Raw genomic sequence first — 20,443 nt, forward strand, 5'->3', positions numbered from 1 at the left:
CAGGCTTTGCTGCAGATAAAGCTAGTACTGGCGAATATTCTGGCCGATACCCTGGTCTACTCTGCCCTGCAGTTCTACAAGCTTCATCAACACAGTGGCGATGTCAGCTTTGGTAACATTTTGCTGCGGATTAAATTTGCCGTTGTCTCCCTGTAATAACCCCAGCTTCACAACGAGCGCCACCGCACCTTTTTCCTTAATAGCAGCGCTGTCACTAAGGCTGGTCACAGCGGTATCATTTACCAGGAACGAAGAGAGTTTATTGTATCTCAAAAAGGAGGCCAGTAGCACGGCGAGCTGTTCTCGGCTCAGCTTATTACCAGGCTGCAGTACAGCTTCCTTGCTGATCCAGCCGTAGTTCACAGCAAAGCTTACAGCCGAATAATACTCATTGTCCGGGCTTACACCAGCAACGGCCTTGGGTTCTGTTCCATTCGAATATCCTGAATAGTATGGAGTAGAAGCTTTGGCGATGAAGTTAAACCAATCTCCTACAGTGATTTCTTGATCCGGATTTATTTTACTGTCTGCATCCGGATTAAGGACACCATACTTCACCAATTCGGTTAATGCTTTTTCCGCAGGGTGGCCCTTGAGGTCAACTGCTGCAGATGCTAATACACTCTGGCCGTAATAGGTGTTAACCTGCACCCATTTACCCGTGGAGGCATCCAGGACTGCATACTGATCTTGTTCGTTGACCGGCAGTGGACTGTAGACAAGCTTAACCCGCGGTTCTACGTAGACATTGTTGGTGTACATTCCGCCTATGCGGCTATATTGAAGCTTCAGGACATACCGGTCCTTATAGCTTTTCAGCGCCTCGCTTTGGGATATAGCCGGGGTGGGCTGCTCCTTTATCGTTGCGAGATCACTGCGGCTCATTGCGGAATAGCTTTCGAGTCTGCCGTACATATCCATGACCAGCGTAATGCCTGAGTCACTTAGCGGGATGCCCTTATAATAACGGACAAATTGAAAACGGTAGCCTTTACCATCCGGAAGCACACTCCATGTCCCGCCATGCTCTTCCAGCTTGAGAACGCTGCTGGCCTGATCATACAAACGGTTGACCAGTGTTATCGCTTGCTGCTTGGCTTCCGCCTGAGACAGCTTCTTTCCTCCGGCAGGCGCAGGCTGCGGCTTCACATTCGTGTTGCCGGTAAATTGCTCCAGCTGGAATTGGTAGATTTGGCCGGTTACTGCATCCACCTCAGCGTAAGAAGTAGGTGTAAATCCAGCCATGGGTGCGCTGCTGTTCTCACGCCAGGACAACCGCCAGACCTTTTGCTTCGTATTCGGGTAGACATTACCCTGCATTTGGTCGTTAAGCTTGCGTCCTGCCGGAATCGGCATTATCTGCTGTACAAGCTTTGCAGCTTCCGCGGCGGTAAGCTCCTTACCGGTACTGATCGCCTGGAATCGCTCCTTAGTCTGAGGCACAGCCTCATAGGTTACCGGCAAAGAGGAGACTTCTGTGCCTTCGTTGTCTGTTCTCTTACCGGTCTGGGCATCTATTGAATACAGCGACTGTTCCTGCGGACGCCAGCCCAGTACCCATCGCTCCACAATACCATCCTTGTAAACCGGAATATAGTAGAGCCCCAAGGCAAAGCTGTCCGCATACTTCTTCTGCGCCGATTCCAGGGAAACGGCGGGTTTGGCCGAAGGGTATGCCAGTCCGGAGGATGGCTTGTTATACTGAGTGACGTTGCCGTTGCCATCGACCGTAACCCAGAGTTGATCTGAAGCTGTAGGCAGGCCATTTTTGAGAAGCTTGAAGGAGAAGTTATATTGAACGGCTCCGAACAGGCTGCTCCCTGACATATTCATGGCCTCGTTATCCTCCAGCTGAATGTCACCTGTACCCAGGGAAGGGGCCGCTTTGGCAATAAATTTCCGTGCTTGCTCCAGTGCCTCTGCACGCGTCAACTTGGGTGGATAATATGCATCTTCCCGCAAGAAAGGATAAGGCATGTTACTATTGATCAAGTCCCCGGTAAGCGCATCAACCTGGCTAGAAAAACCATAACCTGAGTTGCCGATCTCAAAACTCCACGAAATATTCCACATCATTTGATTGCCGCTGGCTGGCCAGGAACCGTCCCCGCCCAGCCGGGTACTGGATACGGTTGCATCCTTCAGAACGGGAAACAGCTCTCTGAGCTTGGCAACGGCCTGATCCTCTGTGATCTTGGCTTTGGAGGGATCAGTGGCATCTGCGGCTTGTCCTTGAGCTTCCATAACAGAAGGGGCGGCAGCAGTAGTAGTTTGGCTTGAATCCGCTGCGGCCAGTCCGCCGGGCAACAACAGAGCGAGGGCTACTGTAGTAATCAGTGCGGTTTTGACTGTTTGATGAATGAAGGGTGTACTGTACTGTTTACTTGCATGTCTATCCAAAAAATTCATCCTCCTCAATATGCTTCCATTATTCTATCTAAGTATAAGGATATGTGCATATTTTTTCCATATTTTATTTGCGACAGGAAATTACAGCCTTATGCAAAAAAGACCCCATCTGTCTTACCGACAGTGAGGCCTGCGTTGCGGCACAACAGATGAAGTATCATCACAAGATATTTATCTAGGCAGATGAACATCGAATTCCGAACCTGTACCTAAAGTGCTGGAGACGGTTATTTGTCCTCCATGGGCTTCGACAATTGCTTTTACAATGGTAAGTCCAATCCCTGCTCCACCGGTTTTACGGTTGCGTGACTTCTCCCCCCGGTAAAATCGTTCAAAAATGTATGGCAGCTCGTCCTCAGCGATTCCTGCCCCTGTATCTGCAATGCAAACTGTGACCTCAGAGGAATTCTCCAAAAAGCTGATTTCCACTTGGCCTTCTTTGGTGAATTTCAGCGCGTTATTTAATAAATTGACGAATACCTGCACCAGCCGTTCATAATCACCACGGACCCAGTGCTCTTTATCTTCCTTCAGTGTCAGGACTACCTGGTCCAGCTCCGGTCTGCCGGCAACGGAATGAACTGAATCCCGGAGCACGTCATTTAGGCACAGGCGCTCATACCGCAGCTGAAGCATCGGGTTCTCGGCAGCATTCAGCTTCTCCAAATCATCAATAAGCTGCACCAGCCGCAGGATTTGTCCATGACAGATCTGGAGCCTCTCAGGCGTGGCTTCCCACACACCATCCTGAAAAGCCTCAATATAGCTCTGGACAGTGGTCAAGGGTGTACGCAATTCATGGGCCACATCGGCTGTGAGATTCTTCCTGAGCTTTTCTTGCTGCTGCAGAGTATCCGCGAGATAATTAAGTGCCTGTCCAACCTCATCAATTTCCGTCTGTCTACTGGCAGGCAATGTAACCCTTTCCGTCAAATCCCCTTCTCTCATTCTCACCGCAATTCCCTTGATGCGCACGAGCGGCCGGCTCAGATCCTTGGCCATGTATCTGCTGTACAGATAGGCTCCGCCAAGCACCAGCAGCAGCGCCCCCCATGACAGCCGATTGAACATCTGCAAAAAGTCCCGGTTCTGCATCTGCTCTGCTCCGCCATTCCCCTGAATTTCGAGTGTACCAACATTCGCCCCGTTGCCCATCACCGAATAACTGCTGACAGCCTCATCTGAAGCAACCGCCGACATCCCCATATTTCCCGTATCCCAGATGAGTTTCCCTGCCGCATCATAAAGGCGAATAGAATAATCACGCAGCATGGCCTGATGGGACAACGACATTAACGTGTCCATACTCCAAGAATTTGAGGAATCATAGGCCTGCTCCAGATCAGCCAGAAGGAACCCTGCCTCCGCGCGCTGCCGCGCCTCCACATACCTTCCGAAGGAGAAGCTCATGACCAGGTTAACCAGAAACATAATGATTAGCAAAGAGCATAAGGCCACACCTAAATGGGATAGCAGCAGTTTGGTCCGTAATCCGCTTTTATTCATCCCGGTTCACCAAAAATTTATAGCCGACGCCGAACACAGTCGCAATGTAGCGGGGACGCCTGGGATCATCGCCGATTTTTTGCCGCAGATTCTTGATATGCACATCAATAGTCCGTTCGAAACCGTCGAAATCATCCCCCTGGATAAGATTAACCAGCTCGTAACGGCTGAAGGCCCGCTTAGGGCTCCTTGTCAGACACTCCAGCAGCTTGAATTCAAGAGGAGTTAACATGGCAAGCGCCCCGTCCACTTTAACCTCATGCCGTTCAGCATCAATGGAGAGGCCGCCCCCTCCAAAGTTCAGGGCACTGCCTTGCATCTGATTCTGTGGGGGATGTGCCCTCCTGAGCAAGCTGGTTATCCGTGCCAGCAGTTCACGCGGACTGAAGGGCTTGGTCATGTAGTCATCCGCACCTCTCAGCAGACCGTTCACCAGATCATCCTCACTGCTTTTCGCGGTAAGCATAAGTATGGGAGTGCTTGAGCTGCTGCGGATAATGCGGCAGATCTCTTCACCGGATATATCCGGCAGCATAAGATCAAGAACCACCAGATCAGGCTTCACACGTTCAAAAAGCTGCAGCGCACGGGTACCGTTCTCGGCTTCGTATACTATATAATTGCTCTTCTCCAGATAGGCCCTGATGACCTCAAGAATATCCGTCTCATCATCCACAAGCAGAATGGTTGAAGTATTCATAGACGACCCTCCCTTCTATATAAAAAGACAGACCCCGCCCTTACGGGGCCGGAGGTCCATCTTCATCTTGTTAAATCAGAAATTCATCATACCGCCGCGTCCGGATGTACTGTCCATCATGCCGCCTGTGTTTGTCCCTTGCTTACTCCGGCAATGGTTCACCATATCTTTGACCTGACTGTCGGTCAGATCTGGATGCATCTGCTTCGCAAATGGCAGCATGTTCTCAAACCAGCTTTGTCCATCGTCATTGCCTGCCGCATACACGCTTGTGCCGATTCCCATAACCAATACTAATGCGATAATGCCTAACCAGATTTTTTTCATTTCGTTTCCCTCCTTCTTATATATACAGCATATCCTAAAGTTGTGAAGAACTTATTTGCTTTTGGGGATAGGCTGGACGATATTTGTGCCAAGCAAAAAACGGCTCATCTCTGAGCCGCCTTCTTCAACGCCGCCATTTCATAAACTTGTAATCCAGAACATCCACCAGCAGGAACAGCACAAAGCCGACCAGGCTGAACAGCATAATACCTGCGTACATCTCCGGATAATCCAGCCGCAGCCAGGCGTCCATGATAAAGAAGCCCATGCCGTGCTCCGTCCCGTAAATTTCGGTAAAAAACAAGACGGAAATCGCTGTTCCAAGCGAGATCCGGATCGTGCTGAGAATGACCGACAGTGCGCCGGGCAGCGTCACATTCCAGAATTTCTGTCCTGTGCTTGCACCGATGCTGGTCAAGACATCATAAGTGCTTTCAGGAATCGCCTTGACACCGTCACGCACGGAGATGATGACCTGGAACAGCAGGATCAGCATGATCATCAGCACCTTGGAGGTTTCGCCAAGGCCGAAGAACAGCATAACCACCGGCAGGAGCGCAATTTTGGGAATCGGATAAGTCAGGTAAACCACCGGGTCCAGCAGCCGGTTCCACAGCTGTGAGCGGCCCATCAAGAGACCAATCAGCAGGCCGATCAGCAGCGCCAGGAGCACACCTTCGAAGATGCGCAGCAGGCTATACCCGACATTCAGCGCAACATCCCTGGCTCCCAGGTGGAACATAGCTTTATAGACTGCTCCGGGGCTGGGGAGAATCGGGTGATTCATCAGCAGATAGGCCATATACCAGATCATGTTCATGCACAAAAAAACAAATAACAACCGCAGCAAGTGTGGAAGACGCCGTTTTTTCACCATTTCGCAAGCATTACCTTTCTGATCCGTTTGCTCTGCTCAAAGAATTCATGGCTCTCCCGCTTCTCTTCATGCTTCATGGCAAAAACAGAGGTATTGTCGAGAATTTCTGGAGTATCCTGTTTGGCGGACGGCATTACGATCACTTTCTGCCCGAGCAAAATTGCTTCCTCCACATCATGAGTAACAAATAATGTAGTTGCCGGATGTGCCAGCCAATTGTCCAGGAAAATCTGCTGCAGCGCTTCACGGGTAATGGCGTCCAGTGCGGAGAATGGCTCATCAAGCAACAAAATAGTTGGCCGAATGGCAAAAGCCCTGGCAATGGCTACCCGCTGCTGCTGACCTCCGCTGAGTGAGAGCGGGTAGCGTCCGGCGAGTTCAGCTATCCCCATCGACTTCAGCCAGTGGGAAATTTCCGCTTCCACGACTCCCTTGCTCTCCCGGTCCGGACGTGTAATCCGCATAGCCACCCGAATGTTATCACGGACGGTTTTCCAGGGCAGCAGCCCGTAGTTCTGCGGGACAAGCCCGATCAGAGTTTCTTTGTCATGTACGGATTTTCCGTTGAACAGCAATTCCCCCCCATAACTTGGAAGCAATCCCGCTACCGCGCGCAACAGCGTGGATTTGCCGCTGCCGGAAGGCCCGATAATGGTATAGATTCCATGCTCAGGCAAGGTCAAGCTGACTTGTCCGAGCGCCGGTTGTCCGCTTGTATATTCCACTTGAAGGCCCTTGATGATAAGACCGTTATTTCTTAAACTGGACATCGGAGATCACTTCTTCAGCCGATATATTTTTGGTCAGCAGGCCTTTTTCCCGTGCCCAGGCGAACGCCGCTTCCACTTCTTTCACATCTACTTGGTTCGCCGGCTGATATGCCGGCACTGTAATCTGATCCTTCAAGGTATCCGGATAGCCGACCTCCTTGATAATCAGATCGATATACTCTGACTGGTCATGTGATTTCATGTAGGCTACTGCTTCATCATATGCAGCGTACATATCTTGAATGGCTTGCCCCTTAGCATCAATCGCGCTTTGCGGGAAGGCCAGCACAAACGGATTCACTCCTGCGGTCTTGGTCGAACTGAGCACGCGCAGCCCCGCCGTTTTGCCCATAGTAACATAAGGCTCGGGTAATACAGCCGCATCGGCTTTGTGGTTCTTCAGCAGCTCCAGACGGGTTGGGATTTGCGGTACTTCGGTCACCTTAATATCAGCTTCCGTCAGACCTGCCTGCTTCAGCATAGTAGCCACAGTATACTCGGTTGAGGTGTTTTTGGATAAAATCACTGTTTTCCCCTTAAGATCCTTCACTTCCTGAATCTCGTCATTACCGGTCAGCAGATCGAATTCGCCAGTGGTGGTGCTCGTAATCTTCACATCCAGACCCGCTTCATTATAAATCGAGATAGCCACCAGATCGGCACTGATGCCATCCACTTTGCCGGCCTGAAAAGCCACATCCCGATCCTTAGCACTCTTGAAGGTCTGAATCTTGAGATTCACATTGTGCTCTTTGTCGAAGCCCTGCTCATGGGCCAAAATGAATGGAATTGCATCAATCGAAGGCAACAGTCCCAGGGTAAGCTCAGCCGCCTTTGCCGGTGCTTCGCTTGCAGCCGGTGTGTCTCCAGCAGCATTTCCTGTATCTGCCGTGCCTGTATTGTTTGTATTTGAGCCGCAGCCCGCCGCCACCATACTAAACGCGGCAACCAGCATTAACAGCATCATCAGGTGTTTCCAGTTTGTTCTCATCATGTTTCTCGGGTAGCCTCCATCTTCTCTGTTGATTGGTTTCTGAGCTTCTCTTCCTTCTTCGGACCGGACTGGCAATATATGATTTGCACATGCGAATTAATTCACATAAGGACGTGTAACAAGTGGAAACGGCTGCCGGTCCTTCACTGACGAAATCCGTTTTGCGAGATCATAGGTACGCTGTCCGTTTTCCGGGAAACTCAAGTAAGGCAATTTTACACCCATTACCCTATTTTGTATATTTCTAAATTTAAATAGTTTACCTAATATCTCTCCATGGCAAAAAAACCCTCTTTCAGCCCGAAGGATAAAAGAAGGCTCTTGCTTATTCCATTCGCTACATCGTTACCCCGGTAACACTCGTCCCGTTCTTCGTAATTTTGTAGCTTAGAATTTCACCATTCCAGAAATGGAATTTCAGAATGACATCACCATTGTTGACTTCGTTAAAGAAGGCCGGCAGCAGGCTGATCTCATTCGTGCTGTAGGAAGGCGAGAATGCATAAGCGAACTCCTTGTACGGCGTCCAATTTTGCGGACCGGCATTGCCGCCTGTGGAATACACAGCTTCCATCGTTGCCAGGGTAGTCCCATTGAAGACAGCAGGAATCTTAAATGAACTGGTAGTCCCTTGAACATTGCTTAGTACCGGCGTGTCATAAAGAATCACGTTAAAGTTCCAGTCCGCCCCTTTGTTGAAGTGTGCAGTCAATACTGCATTCACACCGAGCTTGCCGGAGGATGTAAGACTGGTGAGCCGGGCAGCCTTGAAGGTTAGCTGGTCGCCGCTCAGTGTATAATCCGTTCCCTGCACCAATTGCTGACTCCCGAAAAAGATGGAGGACAGCGTATTTCCATTCAGGTTAAGCTTCACTGTCACGTCTTTGGCAGATGCACCCTTTTTTATGTTGATGAGATCGCTTTCAGCAGTAGATGAACGCTTGCTCCAGCTGGTTTTCATCATATTGTATAGCTGAGGGTCAGACCATTGATAGGTGGTACGGCCAAAGTGCTGGCCGTTATCCCACAGCATCGGCGTAATTTGTTTGGACTTCAGATAGTAGGCCAGATATTCAAAAAACTTCAATTTCTCGCCTTGTTCAATCACACCTGTGTTCTTGTCAAAACCAAGCAGGCCGTATTCGCCTACGATGACCGGAATCCCTTTAGCGGTAAAGGAATTATATACATTGGTGAAGGTAGTATTGATGTCATTCTGGGTATCCGTATCGAATTTGGTATAGCCCGCAATGTTGACGCTAAACGGCCAGAAGCCATAATAATGCACGGTCGCGATCAGGTTGGAATCGTTCAGCTTCGTGATTGTATTGTTCAGTGAATCCATGCGGACCTGTGTTGGAGACGTTTCCAAAGTAGGGAGCACCAGCGGACGGGCGGCATTCATTCCACCGGAGTTTCTGACAATGCTGTGGAAAGATACATTCAGCTCGTTCAGCATCTGGAGCGCTTTGTTCTCATCAGTAGTCCCCCCATCAGTAAAGCGCGGCTCATTGACGCTCTCGAACATCAGTTTACTGGAGTGGTTCTTGAATTTATTCGCAATTTGTGTCCAAATCGCGTTATAGCGGGCTAATACCTGATCATGCTGCTGCTCCATCTTGCTGATCCACAGCCAGGAATCATGATGGAGGTTGATCATAACATACAGATTTTCGCCTATTGCCCAGTCAACGACTTGCTGAACCCGGGCCAAATATGCCGGATCAATAATATAGCCCGGGGCGGCTCCAACATGAACATCCCAGGTTACTGGAATGCGGATGCTTTTGTACCCTTGGGCAGCAATCTTCTTAATGAGTTCCTGAGTAACTGCCGGATTGCCCCAAGAGGTTTCATCCGCCCCCGTTGCATCCAGTGTATTCCCCAGGTTCCAGCCTGGCTGCATCGCATCCACATAAGATTGCAGATTTGCGGCTGCAGCGTTGGTGTGCGGTGCCTGTTCCGATGAATCAGCGGATACCGCAGGTGTAACCATGGCAAGCAGTAAAACGGCGATAAATGCAAGTGACAGGAACGATTTCTTTTTAGCCATAAAAAGTTGTTTCCTCCCTTATTGTTTTTTGAAACCGCTTACTAAAATCAATATAGCACCTTTGAGAAATGGTAAATATCCCAATAATTAGTGCAAAAACCAGTCAGAATTATAGGTTTCCGTTTTATCACGGGGAATCCATCGGAGTTCATGCTTTTTCCAATTCTTGTCCACCCTCATTTATGCTATAATGAATCAAAATTACACCGATGAAGAACTCCCTCCCGCATCCATCATCCATCGATAATTTATTATGAATAGCCGAGGAGCTGTGACGATGAGTGACCCCGTACTTCAACAAATACTTACTGCCTTAACTGGTGTACAGTCTGACTTAAGTGACATAAAATCCGAGATCAGTGACATGAAATCCGAGATCGCCAGCATTAAGGAGGACACCAAGCTGATCCCGCTGATCCAGCAGGCCGTATCGGAAGTGAACGCCGAAGTGATTGCCACCCGTGACACCATAGAGCGTATCGAAGAAACGCTGCGTGGCCATGACATCACACTTGATTTGCTGTCCAGACGATCGATTGACCAGGAAGCGGCATTGAAACGGATCAAATAACAGATCTGTCCTATAGAATTAGTTCATGCGGTTGCCTCAAAACGGGGCAGCCGTTTTTTATTGAATGATCTGTCTCCGTCACTTTTCCCCACTATTCAGAAATAACCAACATTGTCTCCACAGGAAGGACACATATCTCTTGAACAGAAACAATTCCCTTTATCTACGCAAATTGTTCACATATTTTTGTCTATTTCAGGCGGACACATCTTTCAATATCATTATTATATGTTATAATGAAAGCGTAACCAAAAGGAGCTTTGAACCATAGATTTCATAGCCCAAGGAGGATGGAAGAAATGCTGGCAGGACTTAAAGAACTTAAGAATTGGGTATCGGGAATGTGGCAGCCATGGATGGCCTCGGAAGAAGAGGATTACTGGAAAATCGAATATTCGGCAGAACGTCACCTGCATACTCCACCATCGCCAAGCCCGCTCTCCTATCAGGAAGAGGCACGGATCAAATCGGTGAAGTACCACTAAAGTTTCAACTAAACTAACCAACATGGCCATAAAGGATGGCTCTAAATATAAAACCGCGTACACCGGAGAAATTCCGGCTTACGCGGTTTTTTATATCCATTCTCTCTCTCCTATCCATTTTCCGGCTCCATATGGTACCAGTCATTGGCCTCTTGCAAAACCTGCTCACCGCCCGCTTCCATAAATTCCTTGAAGAAGGAATCGAAATAATCTATGGGCTGGTCCCCGGTGATGATGGAAATATAGGCTTTGTTTTTTAATTTGATCAGCCCAGCGCTGTACTTCATGAGTGAAGGGGTGGAAACCTTCATGGCGTTGTATATCCCATTCTTGTCCAAGCCCAAGGTCGAGGCCCACTGCTCTCTGCGGCCCATAGGCTTACGCGGAACGGTCATTCCGATTCCGGCTCCAATCCGGTTAGTATAATTGGTGATGGTATCAAACGGGGGAAGGATCATAAAATCACCCTTGGACTTGTCCGACCATTCCCAGTGTACCCCCTGAATCCCGTATAGCATGGACATCGCTTCATCCTCATCCGGATTCGCACTGACATAGTCCAGAATTTGCAGAATTTTCTCCAGCTTCCCCGGCTCTTTGACGGCATCGGCACCAATCGCCGTGAAGCTCATCAGCATATCATAAGCCTTCGAGCCGCTTTTCCCCTGAGGGCCGGTCACAGGCTGCCCGAATATGATCCTGGCGTCCTTGTTCTTGGCTGCAAGCTCCCGTGCATTGAACGTGGCCTCTACAGGTACCTCTTTACCTGTTGGATCTAAATCCATGTAATCTCCGGCCTGAATCCAGTGATAATAGTTGCCCATTGAGGTCATCCCGATTCTGCCGTTGATAAAAGCATGGGACAGGTGTTTGTAGCCGCCTTTATTCTCTCCGGTGATGAATTCAGGATCAATAATACCGTCTTTGTACCACTTTCGCAGAAGCCCCAGGGCTTCCTTCATCTCCGGCTCCAGAGCTCCGATGACCAGGTTCTGATCCTTGACATTGAAATACAGCTGGTCGGCAAAAACAATCTGTCCAAACGCCCCAAAAACAACATTCATCCCTTCACTGGAGAGCCCATAGGTATCCTTCTTGCCGTTACCGTCCGGATCATTGTTCGTGAAGGCGTACATGACTTTCTCAAACTCCGCCAAGGTCTCTGGAACCTCAAGCCCAAGCTTATCCAGCCAATCTTTTCTGTACACAACTGGGATTCTATAGATATTCGTCGGATTCACCACAGGGATCCCGTAGAGCTTCCCGCTGATTTCCCCATAGTTCAGATATCCGGGAGCATTGTGATGAATCGCCTGCATGAGGTTCGGTGCATTGTGGAGCAGAATGTCCTTTGGGATTTCGGCAAGTGCTCCCTGTGACTCGTATTTCAAAAGATCCTGCGGTTGCCTGATCCGAAACAGGTCCGGAATTTGCCCTTGTGCGAGCTTCAGGTTCAGCAGCGCTTCATATTTATTATTTTCGAGATTCCAGACCTCCAGGTCCACCTTAAACTTATCCTCGATATATTCAATCATTTGTGCATCTGCGGGAACCGGCTCATTCTGATGCATCGTCCAGGAGATGGTATAGGTGCTGTCCAACGCAGGTGCAGCTTGAGCGACTTCCCCCGTATTCTTGGGAGCTTCACATCCGCTGACAGCAGACATCATCAGCAACAACAGGAACGAGAGTGATTGAAGACGGTTCATTTTCATGTCCACGGCCTCCTATGACTGCTCCATTAATTGTCGTATATAGTGTTTAGGGGTATAACCGTTCTTCTCTTTGAATTTTTTGATAAAATAAGCTGTCGTGCCATATCCAACGGTGTTCGCAATTTGCTCGATGGTCATATTGTGGTTAGCCATCAGTTCCAGGGCCTTTTCCATCCTTTTCCCGGTCACATATTCAATATAGTTCGTTCCGGTTTCTTCCTTGAAAATCTTGCTGAGATATTTGGGGCTTATAAAGACCTTGCCCGCAACCGTATCAAGCGAAAGCTCCTCCGAAAGATGTGAGCTGATATATTGCTTAACCGCCTCAATGCTCTCGCTCGTCCGATTGTCGCTCCGCTTCTCCATATGACCAATACACACTGCAATGGAATCGGTCAGCCATGCCCTATAGCCGTTGATATCATGAATGGAAGTATATTCATTGTATAAGTTAATTTTGACATGATCCGCTGGGGTATACCTCACACTTATTAGATAATCCGAGTATACCGATACCGTATTCAGCAATATAAAGCGGCAGTAATCTGCAGAATACACCCCTTCCCGCATCTGATCCAGCAGATGGTCAATGGCTGCGAAAACCCCCTCAATATTCCTTGCCTGAAGCTTTTCTTTGAATTTCAGCAGAACCGCTTGCGGAATTTCGTTAGGACTGCCCTCCCTCTCCAGCAGGCTTGTATCCTTAATAATGGAAACCTCAGGCAGGAGGAATCCATATTTAGCAAGAATCTTCGCTTCACCAAAGCTCTTGTGCACCTCCATAAACCGCTGCACCCAGCAGCCCAGGGATATTCTGAACTCCAGGTCAAAGCTGCGTTTCACCTCTGAAAGAATGAAGCCTGAAATCTGCTCCAGCAGTCCTTCCTCCGCCTTGTCTGTACACACAATAACCGCTACTTTTTTATCTGGAAGTTCTTCCGCAATGATATGGCATCCAGCAAAGTCCGCAGCTTCCAACTGATTAATCATCCGGTAGAGAACAAATTGCGCGGTTTTGGAATGGAGCGCTTTGAAACCAGGGCTAACCGGGTCTATCAGCATGCAGCAGTAGTGGGTATAAGACATAGGAATATGGATAGATTGCAGCTGCTCTACAAGCTCCGCATCACTGTAGCTGTTATTCAGGAGATTGAGCACAATATTATGCTTGATGACCGGACTGTTGGCTTGCAGGGTTTCTTCGAGACTGCTCACCTTGCGGGTCAATTTGTTGATGGCTGTATCAATCAGCGTGTATTCATTCAGCCCGGCATCCGGGGTATTGTCGAACATGCCTTTCATTTTGTCCCTCAAGCGCTTCAGGGGATCATAAATGGCGACGGTGAAAATGCCGGACAGGACCATACCTACGATAGCCGCCAGCAGACAAATCAGGAGCACCGTCCTCTGCAATAGAATCGATTTCTGATAGTAGTTGTCTGTAGGCGTGATGTTATATATTTTCCAATCATTGGATGGGAAGGTGTGAAAAGAAACCTCATTGGACCCCCGGTTCATCGTATCCGTGAAGCTTTCAGCTACAGCAGTGGAAGACAGAATTTTGTTGATATGTGAGCTGCTTCCGGCGCTATGGCCTAGTATCCCCTTATCCGCCGCAGAGATGATCGTCCCGCTTGGCCCCAAAACAAAAGTGTTCTTATAATCAGAAGGCATAATATGCCGGATGATTCCGCTGATGGCCTCCTCCTTCATATCGATAGCAATCATCAGGTCGCAATCGGCACCGGTGGAGTGAAAAGGATAGCTATGTGCGTATGAAATCATAGGGTTCACTAGATTATCGTCTGGCAGACTCCTATAGATGTCCTTGGATGCTATGCGCGCTTCGGTCCACACAAAGCTTGAATCACTGTTCTGCAGACGATCCACCCAGCTTACTGCTGCGGCTGCACCTTCACGCTCCTGATCCAAGTATCGCAGCCCGGCGTCCGACGAAATCATGATCTTTTGCTTGGGATAATACAAATGAACCGCAGAAACAATGTCCGCATGATCCGCGACTTCATTCTTAAGCAGGTCCTGTAGATCCAGCACAGTACCGTGATTGCCCTGCAGGGTATCTTTGGCAAATACGTCAATGCTGACAGGTTCACCCAGGGAAAGATCCAGATAGATTTGCTGCACCCGCTGAAACACAGACGATTCGATATAGTTGGCCGCACTCTCCAGAATAATCTGATTCTTTTTCTGAATTTCTTCATTATAGTTTTTAGGAAAATACATATAAAAGATGGAGCAGAGCAAAAGAACAATGACCATCACGACTGTTACATAGGAAATAGCGAGGTTGGCAAAAGCAGAGTTCCCGTTTTTTTTCATCGTTGTTGTCTCCGGATTCGAAAGTGTTGAAGCATCTTAACCATCTCCTAATCTTATTGGAAGTATGTTCACAGAACGTTATACATGGACCCTGTTTATGTAAAGAAGCTTGATTCTAAAGAGAACATACGATTTTTATAGAATGGGGAAATTGTTGTATTGAGGCCCGGATCACCCGAATGCTACAGTGATGTCGAACTAAAACAGAGGAGTGATACATTTTGAGAATGGGATTTAGGAAAAAGCAAGTATCAGCAGCTTTGGGTCTGTCATTACTTTTAAGTTCCATAAGTGGAATGGTTGCGAGTGCGAGTGCGGCTCCCATCCCGGAATCAGTGGCGCTGCCACCTGCACCGGCCTGGGGGTATTATGTAGACAATTACAAAAATAATACTTCCTCCAACAAGACGCCCCTCTCAAATCCCGCGATCGGGACTCTTTCCGGTTTTGAACAACTGTGGGCTCCTGGTGCTACCTGGGATACTGGCACGAAGTTAAACAGCAGCGTGCTGGATGCCAACATCCAAAAGGTCGTAGACATGGCCGCCAACCGAACCTCCAGTGAAGCTGACGCAGCCTATTTGGATGACCGGAGAAAACAGAGCTACAGCGTAATGGATGGCCTGGGTTCACTGACCGATATCTACAGACTTCATGTGGGAGCAACGACAACAATCACCGGTATTCCCGCAGATGCCACAACGGTTAAATATGAGGATCAGGGAATCGGCGGAGAATATGGTTCAGGCGATCCGAATTCCAGTCTCGGCAGCATCGTGAGTTTGGTGAATACCTTCCGCAACAGCAGTGCTTCAACCAGTTCGGCAAAGACCTACTATAAATATCCCCGCCCGTTTCGTTGGAGTAGCCCGGCCATTATTGTGCCCTCCCTTGTTCCTGCAAAAAGTGCTGACCCCAGCAACGACGGCGGATTTCCAAGCGGCCATACCAATGCCGCCTACCTGAGTGCAATAGCGATGGCCTATGCTGTACCGGAGCGGTTTCAGGAACTACTTACCCGGGCATCGGAACTTGGAAACAACCGTATCGTTGCCGGCATGCACTCTCCGCTTGATGTAATGGGTGCACGGGTCATGGCTACGGCGGTGTCTGCTGCTGCGTTGAATGAACCGAGCAATAGCCTTTTGAAAAAGACGGCGTATAACGATGCGCATAGTCTATTGTTGACACAGACCGGCACAGCCGAAGACCGGTTCAGTAATTACTCCAAGAATAAACAAGACTACACAGAACGTTTAACCTATGGATTCAGTCCGATCCAATCCACAACTAAGCCAGTGGTGGTTCCAAAAGGCGCAGAAGTCCTGCTCGAAACACGCCTTCCGTACATGGACGACACGCAGCGCCGCTGGGTATTAGCCACGACAGGGCTTCCCTCCGGCTATCCAGTCCTTGATGACCCGGAAGGATGGGGACGGCTTAATCTCTTTGCCGCAGCAGATGGCTATGGTGCTTTTGCGAATGACGTTACAGTAACCATGGACACCTATCAAGGCGGCTTCAATGCCCTGGACCGCTGGCGGAATGACATTTCCGGCACAGGCAGGCTGACCAAAAAGGGAACGGGGACGCTCAAGCTTCAGGGGAACAATAGTTACTCCGGGGGTACACAGCTGAACGAAGGTACGCTTGAAGGAAATTCGGCGACAGCTTTCGGAACCGGCGATGTGGCAAACCATGGAGGAACCCTGATTCAGAATGTTCCTGGACAGATGAGTATCGGCGGGAATTTCAGCCAATCGGCCGGTGGCACACTTGAACTGAACCTTAGCAGTACAAACGATCTGCTCAATATTAAGGGAAAAGTACAGGCTGGCGGTACATTGCATCTGAACTTTTTAAATAACTACGTACCTGACGGTGTGATTACACTCATCACCCATGGTAAGGATCAGCGGAACGGAGAGTTTTCTTCCGTGGAGACGACGGGGCTTCCCAGCCAATACAAAATGAAGGTAATCTATAACGCTAACAGCATCCAGCTCGCTGTAGACCTCGAGGCGCCAAGCTGGCCGGCAGACGCCAAACTGACCGGTTCAAATATTACCCAATCGGGCCTTACCTTGAATTGGCCGGCGGCGATAGACAACGAAGGGGTAGTCAGCTACAGCGTTTATCGTGACAGCACACTGCTTCACACCGTAACAGGTGCTACCTACTCCTATAATGTAACTGGATTGACTCAAGGTACAACCTATTCGTTCTCTGTCATCGCTTATGACCTAACGGATAACTCAAGCAGTCCTTTAAAATCATCCTTGAGCACCGTTTCCAGCTCGTCTTCTGGCGGGAATGGTCCAGTGGCAACGCCAACACCTTCCCCTGTACCTTCGGCTGCTCCAAGTCCCGCATCCAGTCCGGGGACAGATAACGGGAAGCAGAGCCTATCGGTAACAGCAACTGCCGACTCCAGCGGAAAAGCAGAGGCAACGATTAAGGATTCCCAAATCACTGACCTGTTGACTAAGATTAGCTCTTCTACCGCAGCAAAGATCTCAGTACAGCTGAACGTGGGAACCGTAGACCATGCAAAGTCAGTTGGAATCACACTTTCCAAGGACGCCGTCAGCAAGCTGTTCGAGAGTAAAGCTGCTGAAGTGGAACTTGTAACCCAGTTCGGAAGCATGTCCTTTAACAAAGCCGCCTTGGGGTCGTTGAAAAACGCCGTGGGAGACAGTATCCGCATTGGAATCGCTCCAGCAGCTACTTCTGGCCTTTCTTCTGAAGCAGCAAGTCTGGTCGGCACACGGCCTATGCTGGAGTATACCGTTCAGTCTGGCGCTTCTAGCCTGACCAGCTTTGGAGGCGGAAGCATCAAGATCAGTATTCCGTTCAAGCTCGCCCAAGGTGAAGATGCTAACGCCATTACCGCCTATTACATTGACAGTAGCGGCAAGCCTAATGCGGTCGCCAAGTCGGGATATAACCAGGAGACAGGAACCGTCTCATTGTTAACCAATCACCTCAGCAAATACGCCGTAGGCTATAACAAAATCAGCTTTAGCGACACATCCGGTCACTGGGGCAGCAGCTATATTACCTACCTGGCTGCGCACAACATTATTTCCGGTACAGGCGCCAACACGTTCGCACCCGATAAGGGGATTACCCGGGCAGAATTTGCCAAAATGCTGGCAGGACTCGCCAATGCGGATGTGTCAGGGTATTCCTCCTCAGCGTTTACCGATGTCAAAGCCAATGACTGGTACCTGCCTTATGTAGCGTGGGCTGCCGCGAAAAACATCGTGAATGGGGCAGACAACCATCATTTCAATCCGAATGCCTTCATCAGCCGCGAGGAAATCAGCGTCATGATCGGGCGGTATGCTGATCTTGAGGGCTACGCACTGCCTGCCAACGTCAGCAATGCAGGCTTTGCAGACAGCAGCAGCGTTAGTGCCTGGGCCGTAGATGCGGTAACCGCCTTGCAGAAGGCAGGAATCCTGTCCGGCAAAGGCAACAACACATTGGATCCTAAAGGCGGCGCAACCAGAGCGGAGGCCGCTAAAATGATGACAGTGCTTTTGCAGGAAATGATTCAATAGCTTCAACAACCAGGGCGATAGCCAGCAAATCACAGATTAATTTATTTAATCGGATTGCTGTCCATCGTCTTTTTCTAGTTTCAGCTACTCTCTCACCGAACAAAAATAAACCTTCTCTCATCCCGAAGGATGAAAGAAGGTTTAGCAGCATTAAATATCAAGTGCGGCATGATAACCTTGATAGATTGCAGTCGTAATCGTTGATGCCTTAACGCAGTCCCCAATTTGGGCAACATAAGGTGCGCAATCCAATAACTCATCTACTACATTTCTTCTTGCTCGTTGTCCAAGCGCACAAATGACCGAAGTACCCGGAACAAGAACCTCTTCCCCATTTGGCTCCGCGCAAACCACACCTTCTTGTGTGACACGCAGCCCTTTATATCCTAAATGCACTTGAATGTTGTTCTTTTCAATTTCTTTCAGCATAATTGGACGATGTCTGATATTAGCATCAGGAGCCAGCTCCGTTCTCATCTCTACCAGATGGACAGTCTTACCCTCCTGGGCAAGGTGAATGGCGGCTTCACAGCCTGCCAGACCGCCTCCCAATACGATTACGCTATCGCTAACCTTGTCCTTCTCCAGATAATAGTCATTCACAACGACTACGTTATCTCCGTTTAATCCAGGGATTGGAGGAACAATGGCTGCGGAACCGACGGCAATAATTAACGCATCAACCTCTTCTTTTTCAGCATACGCTTTAGTCACAGGTGTATTCAAACGAATCTCAACACCGGCGTCCTTGGCGAGTTTTCCGAGAGTTACTCCCAACTCATACATCTCATATTTAAATGGAATGGCCTGTTCGCCCCTCAAGATACCCCCCACGTCATCAGACTTCTCACATAAAATGACTTGATGTCCGCGTTTAGCTGCGGTAAGCGCGGCATACAGTCCACCCGGGCCTCCGCCAGCTACCAAAACCTTGCGTGAATTAGGAGAAGGATATATTTCGGTTCCATCCATTTCACGACCAATGAGCGGGTTAACTGTACAGCGTCTTGTGGATGTTTCGGCACGTTCTGCCATACAGGTGAAGCATCTCAGACACTTGATAATATCCTCATCCCGGTTGCTCATCACCTTTTTGGGGAGCTCGGGATCCGCCAGGAGTGCACGGGCCATTTCTACAACATCCGCCTGACCGCTGGCAATGATTTCTTCCATTTGAGCAGGGTCATTTAACCCGCCAACCGTTGCAACCGGAACACTAACATGCTTCTTGATCTCTGCCGCAAGATAAACATTACTGCCATGAGGCAAGAACATAGAAGGGTGTGTGATACCAAACCCTGTCTGATACGTTCCGGCAGATACATGTAGCAGGTCGATCCTTGATTCCAGTAATTTAGCAATTTCAATCCCTTCTGTCAGATCATAGCCGCCTTCAAACAACTCGGAGCCGCTCATTCTAAACTCTATGGGAAAACCAACGCCAACAGCTCCACGGACACTGTCAAGGACCTCCTGGGCAAAACGCACCCGATTCTCCAAAGATCCGCCATACTTGTCTGTTCTGCGATTGAAATGAGGAGAAAAGAACTGATTAATCAACCAACCATGCCCGCCATGAACCATAATCATTTCAAAACCTGCTCGCTTCGCAAGTCCCGCACAGGTACCATAAGCAGCTACAATGTCATCAATCAGTTCTTGCGTAAGCTCCTTAACTTCTCTGCCGTCTGAGCGCACCCCGGGGCTGGGGCCCCACTGGGCAAGTCCCTGTTTCTTATTTTTATCAGTCAGATAAGTTCCTGCATATTGACCTGAATGGGATAGCTCCACACTGGCAATGGCCCCGTGACGGCGGATAGCATCTGCTGTATACGTAAAGCTGGCCAAAGAATTCACTGTTCCCAAATCCAGATGATACATATGAGAAGCTTCTGTCTCAGGGTGAACTACAACTTCACTGACTGTAACTGAGGCAGCGCCGCCTTTTGCTCTTAATTCATAAAAAGCAGTAGATTTGGGACCAATGGTGCAGTCAGCAGTAATATCTGTTCCTCCCATAGGTGCGCCAAACATTCTATTTCTAAAAGTCACATTGCCGATGGTGATGGGCTTGCTTAAGTTTGGATATTTTCTGTGCATGCTTTCTTACTCCTTCTCTGTAGATGATTC

General features: G+C 49.0%; 15 protein-coding genes. 3 read left to right on the forward strand and 12 right to left on the reverse strand.

The window, feature by feature from the left end; genetic code table 11:
- Nucleotides 1-21 precede the first annotated feature (21 nt).
- The 9 genes from ACTJKB_RS18020 to ACTJKB_RS18060 form a co-directional block, all read right to left on the reverse strand.
- A complete protein-coding gene (locus tag ACTJKB_RS18020) occupies nt 22-2,400 on the reverse strand; it encodes an S-layer homology domain-containing protein (RefSeq protein ID WP_440835793.1) in 2,379 nt (792 codons plus the stop codon).
- Nucleotides 2,401-2,580: 180 nt separating this feature from the next.
- Entirely contained in the window at nt 2,581-3,915 is a 1,335-nt protein-coding gene (locus ACTJKB_RS18025) for an ATP-binding protein (RefSeq protein WP_440835794.1), read from the reverse strand.
- Complete coding sequence (locus ACTJKB_RS18030) at nt 3,908-4,615, reverse strand: response regulator transcription factor (RefSeq protein WP_440835795.1); 708 nt, start codon at nt 4,613-4,615, stop codon at nt 3,908-3,910. The genes ACTJKB_RS18025 and ACTJKB_RS18030 overlap by 8 nt, the downstream gene beginning before the upstream one ends.
- A 75-nt stretch (nt 4,616-4,690) precedes the next feature.
- Complete coding sequence (locus ACTJKB_RS18035) at nt 4,691-4,942, reverse strand: FAD/FMN-containing dehydrogenase (RefSeq protein ID WP_440835796.1); 252 nt, start codon at nt 4,940-4,942, stop codon at nt 4,691-4,693.
- A gap of 124 nt (nt 4,943-5,066) precedes the next feature.
- Nucleotides 5,067-5,762: an ABC transporter permease gene (locus tag ACTJKB_RS18040; RefSeq protein ID WP_440835797.1), complete on the reverse strand. Its 696-nt coding sequence runs from the start codon at nt 5,760-5,762 to the stop codon at nt 5,067-5,069.
- A 50-nt stretch (nt 5,763-5,812) separates the two neighbouring features.
- Entirely contained in the window at nt 5,813-6,589 is a 777-nt protein-coding gene (locus ACTJKB_RS18045; protein ID WP_440835798.1) for an ABC transporter ATP-binding protein, read from the reverse strand.
- Nucleotides 6,570-7,580: an ABC transporter substrate-binding protein gene (locus ACTJKB_RS18050; protein ID WP_440835799.1), complete on the reverse strand. Its 1,011-nt coding sequence runs from the start codon at nt 7,578-7,580 to the stop codon at nt 6,570-6,572. The genes ACTJKB_RS18045 and ACTJKB_RS18050 overlap by 20 nt, the downstream gene beginning before the upstream one ends.
- 99 nt (nt 7,581-7,679) lie before the next feature.
- Nucleotides 7,680-7,808, reverse strand: a complete 129-nt coding sequence (locus ACTJKB_RS18055; RefSeq protein ID WP_440835800.1) for a hypothetical protein — start codon at nt 7,806-7,808, stop codon at nt 7,680-7,682.
- Nucleotides 7,809-7,920: 112 nt separating this feature from the next.
- Nucleotides 7,921-9,636, reverse strand: a complete 1,716-nt coding sequence (locus ACTJKB_RS18060) for a cellulase family glycosylhydrolase (protein ID WP_440835801.1) — start codon at nt 9,634-9,636, stop codon at nt 7,921-7,923.
- Between the two features lie 277 nt (nt 9,637-9,913).
- Between ACTJKB_RS18060 and ACTJKB_RS18065 the strand changes: the two genes are divergently transcribed.
- Entirely contained in the window at nt 9,914-10,207 is a 294-nt protein-coding gene (locus ACTJKB_RS18065) for a histidine kinase (protein WP_440835802.1), read from the forward strand.
- 299 nt (nt 10,208-10,506) lie between these two features.
- A complete protein-coding gene (locus ACTJKB_RS18070) occupies nt 10,507-10,692 on the forward strand; it encodes a hypothetical protein (protein ID WP_074111618.1) in 186 nt (61 codons plus the stop codon).
- 110 nt (nt 10,693-10,802) lie between these two features.
- Here the strand turns inward: ACTJKB_RS18070 and ACTJKB_RS18075 are convergent, their stop codons facing one another.
- Together ACTJKB_RS18075 and ACTJKB_RS18080 are read right to left on the reverse strand one after the other, a co-directional pair.
- A complete protein-coding gene (locus ACTJKB_RS18075; protein WP_440835803.1) occupies nt 10,803-12,407 on the reverse strand; it encodes an extracellular solute-binding protein in 1,605 nt (534 codons plus the stop codon).
- A 12-nt stretch (nt 12,408-12,419) separates the two neighbouring features.
- Nucleotides 12,420-14,747, reverse strand: coding sequence for a helix-turn-helix domain-containing protein (locus ACTJKB_RS18080; protein WP_440835804.1), 2,328 nt, complete (start codon nt 14,745-14,747; stop codon nt 12,420-12,422).
- Between the two features lie 227 nt (nt 14,748-14,974).
- Between ACTJKB_RS18080 and ACTJKB_RS18085 the strand changes: the two genes are divergently transcribed.
- Nucleotides 14,975-18,313: an S-layer homology domain-containing protein gene (locus ACTJKB_RS18085; RefSeq protein WP_440835805.1), complete on the forward strand. Its 3,339-nt coding sequence runs from the start codon at nt 14,975-14,977 to the stop codon at nt 18,311-18,313.
- A 150-nt stretch (nt 18,314-18,463) separates the two neighbouring features.
- Here the strand turns inward: ACTJKB_RS18085 and ACTJKB_RS18090 are convergent, their stop codons facing one another.
- Nucleotides 18,464-20,413 carry an oxidoreductase gene (locus ACTJKB_RS18090; protein ID WP_440835806.1) on the reverse strand — a complete coding sequence of 650 codons (1,950 nt, stop codon included), beginning with the start codon at nt 20,411-20,413 and terminating at the stop codon, nt 18,464-18,466.
- Nucleotides 20,414-20,443: the final 30 nt, after the last annotated feature.

This window comes from Paenibacillus sp. 22594 (genome assembly GCF_052044425.1).
Taxonomy (GTDB): Bacteria; Bacillota; Bacilli; order Paenibacillales; family Paenibacillaceae; genus Paenibacillus_AQ.

Excerpts from the sequence above, each read along its gene's own strand:
- ACTJKB_RS18025 (WP_440835794.1), bottom strand. The coding sequence starts at position 3,915 with ATGAATAAAAGCGGATTACGGACCAAACTGCTGCTATCCCATTTAGGT.
- ACTJKB_RS18030 (WP_440835795.1), bottom strand. The coding sequence starts at position 4,615 with ATGAATACTTCAACCATTCTGCTTGTGGATGATGAGACGGATATTCTT.
- ACTJKB_RS18035 (WP_440835796.1), bottom strand. The coding sequence starts at position 4,942 with ATGAAAAAAATCTGGTTAGGCATTATCGCATTAGTATTGGTTATGGGA.
- ACTJKB_RS18040 (WP_440835797.1), bottom strand. The coding sequence starts at position 5,762 with ATGAACATGATCTGGTATATGGCCTATCTGCTGATGAATCACCCGATT.
- ACTJKB_RS18045 (WP_440835798.1), bottom strand. The coding sequence starts at position 6,589 with ATGTCCAGTTTAAGAAATAACGGTCTTATCATCAAGGGCCTTCAAGTG.
- ACTJKB_RS18050 (WP_440835799.1), bottom strand. The coding sequence starts at position 7,580 with ATGAGAACAAACTGGAAACACCTGATGATGCTGTTAATGCTGGTTGCC.
- ACTJKB_RS18055 (WP_440835800.1), bottom strand. The coding sequence starts at position 7,808 with ATGGGTGTAAAATTGCCTTACTTGAGTTTCCCGGAAAACGGACAGCGT.
- ACTJKB_RS18060 (WP_440835801.1), bottom strand. The coding sequence starts at position 9,636 with ATGGCTAAAAAGAAATCGTTCCTGTCACTTGCATTTATCGCCGTTTTA.
- ACTJKB_RS18065 (WP_440835802.1), top strand. The coding sequence starts at position 9,914 with ATGAGTGACCCCGTACTTCAACAAATACTTACTGCCTTAACTGGTGTA.
- ACTJKB_RS18070 (WP_074111618.1), top strand. The coding sequence starts at position 10,507 with ATGCTGGCAGGACTTAAAGAACTTAAGAATTGGGTATCGGGAATGTGG.
- ACTJKB_RS18075 (WP_440835803.1), bottom strand. The coding sequence starts at position 12,407 with ATGAAAATGAACCGTCTTCAATCACTCTCGTTCCTGTTGTTGCTGATG.
- ACTJKB_RS18080 (WP_440835804.1), bottom strand. The coding sequence starts at position 14,747 with ATGAAAAAAAACGGGAACTCTGCTTTTGCCAACCTCGCTATTTCCTAT.
- ACTJKB_RS18085 (WP_440835805.1), top strand. The coding sequence starts at position 14,975 with ATGGGATTTAGGAAAAAGCAAGTATCAGCAGCTTTGGGTCTGTCATTA.
- ACTJKB_RS18090 (WP_440835806.1), bottom strand. The coding sequence starts at position 20,413 with ATGCACAGAAAATATCCAAACTTAAGCAAGCCCATCACCATCGGCAAT.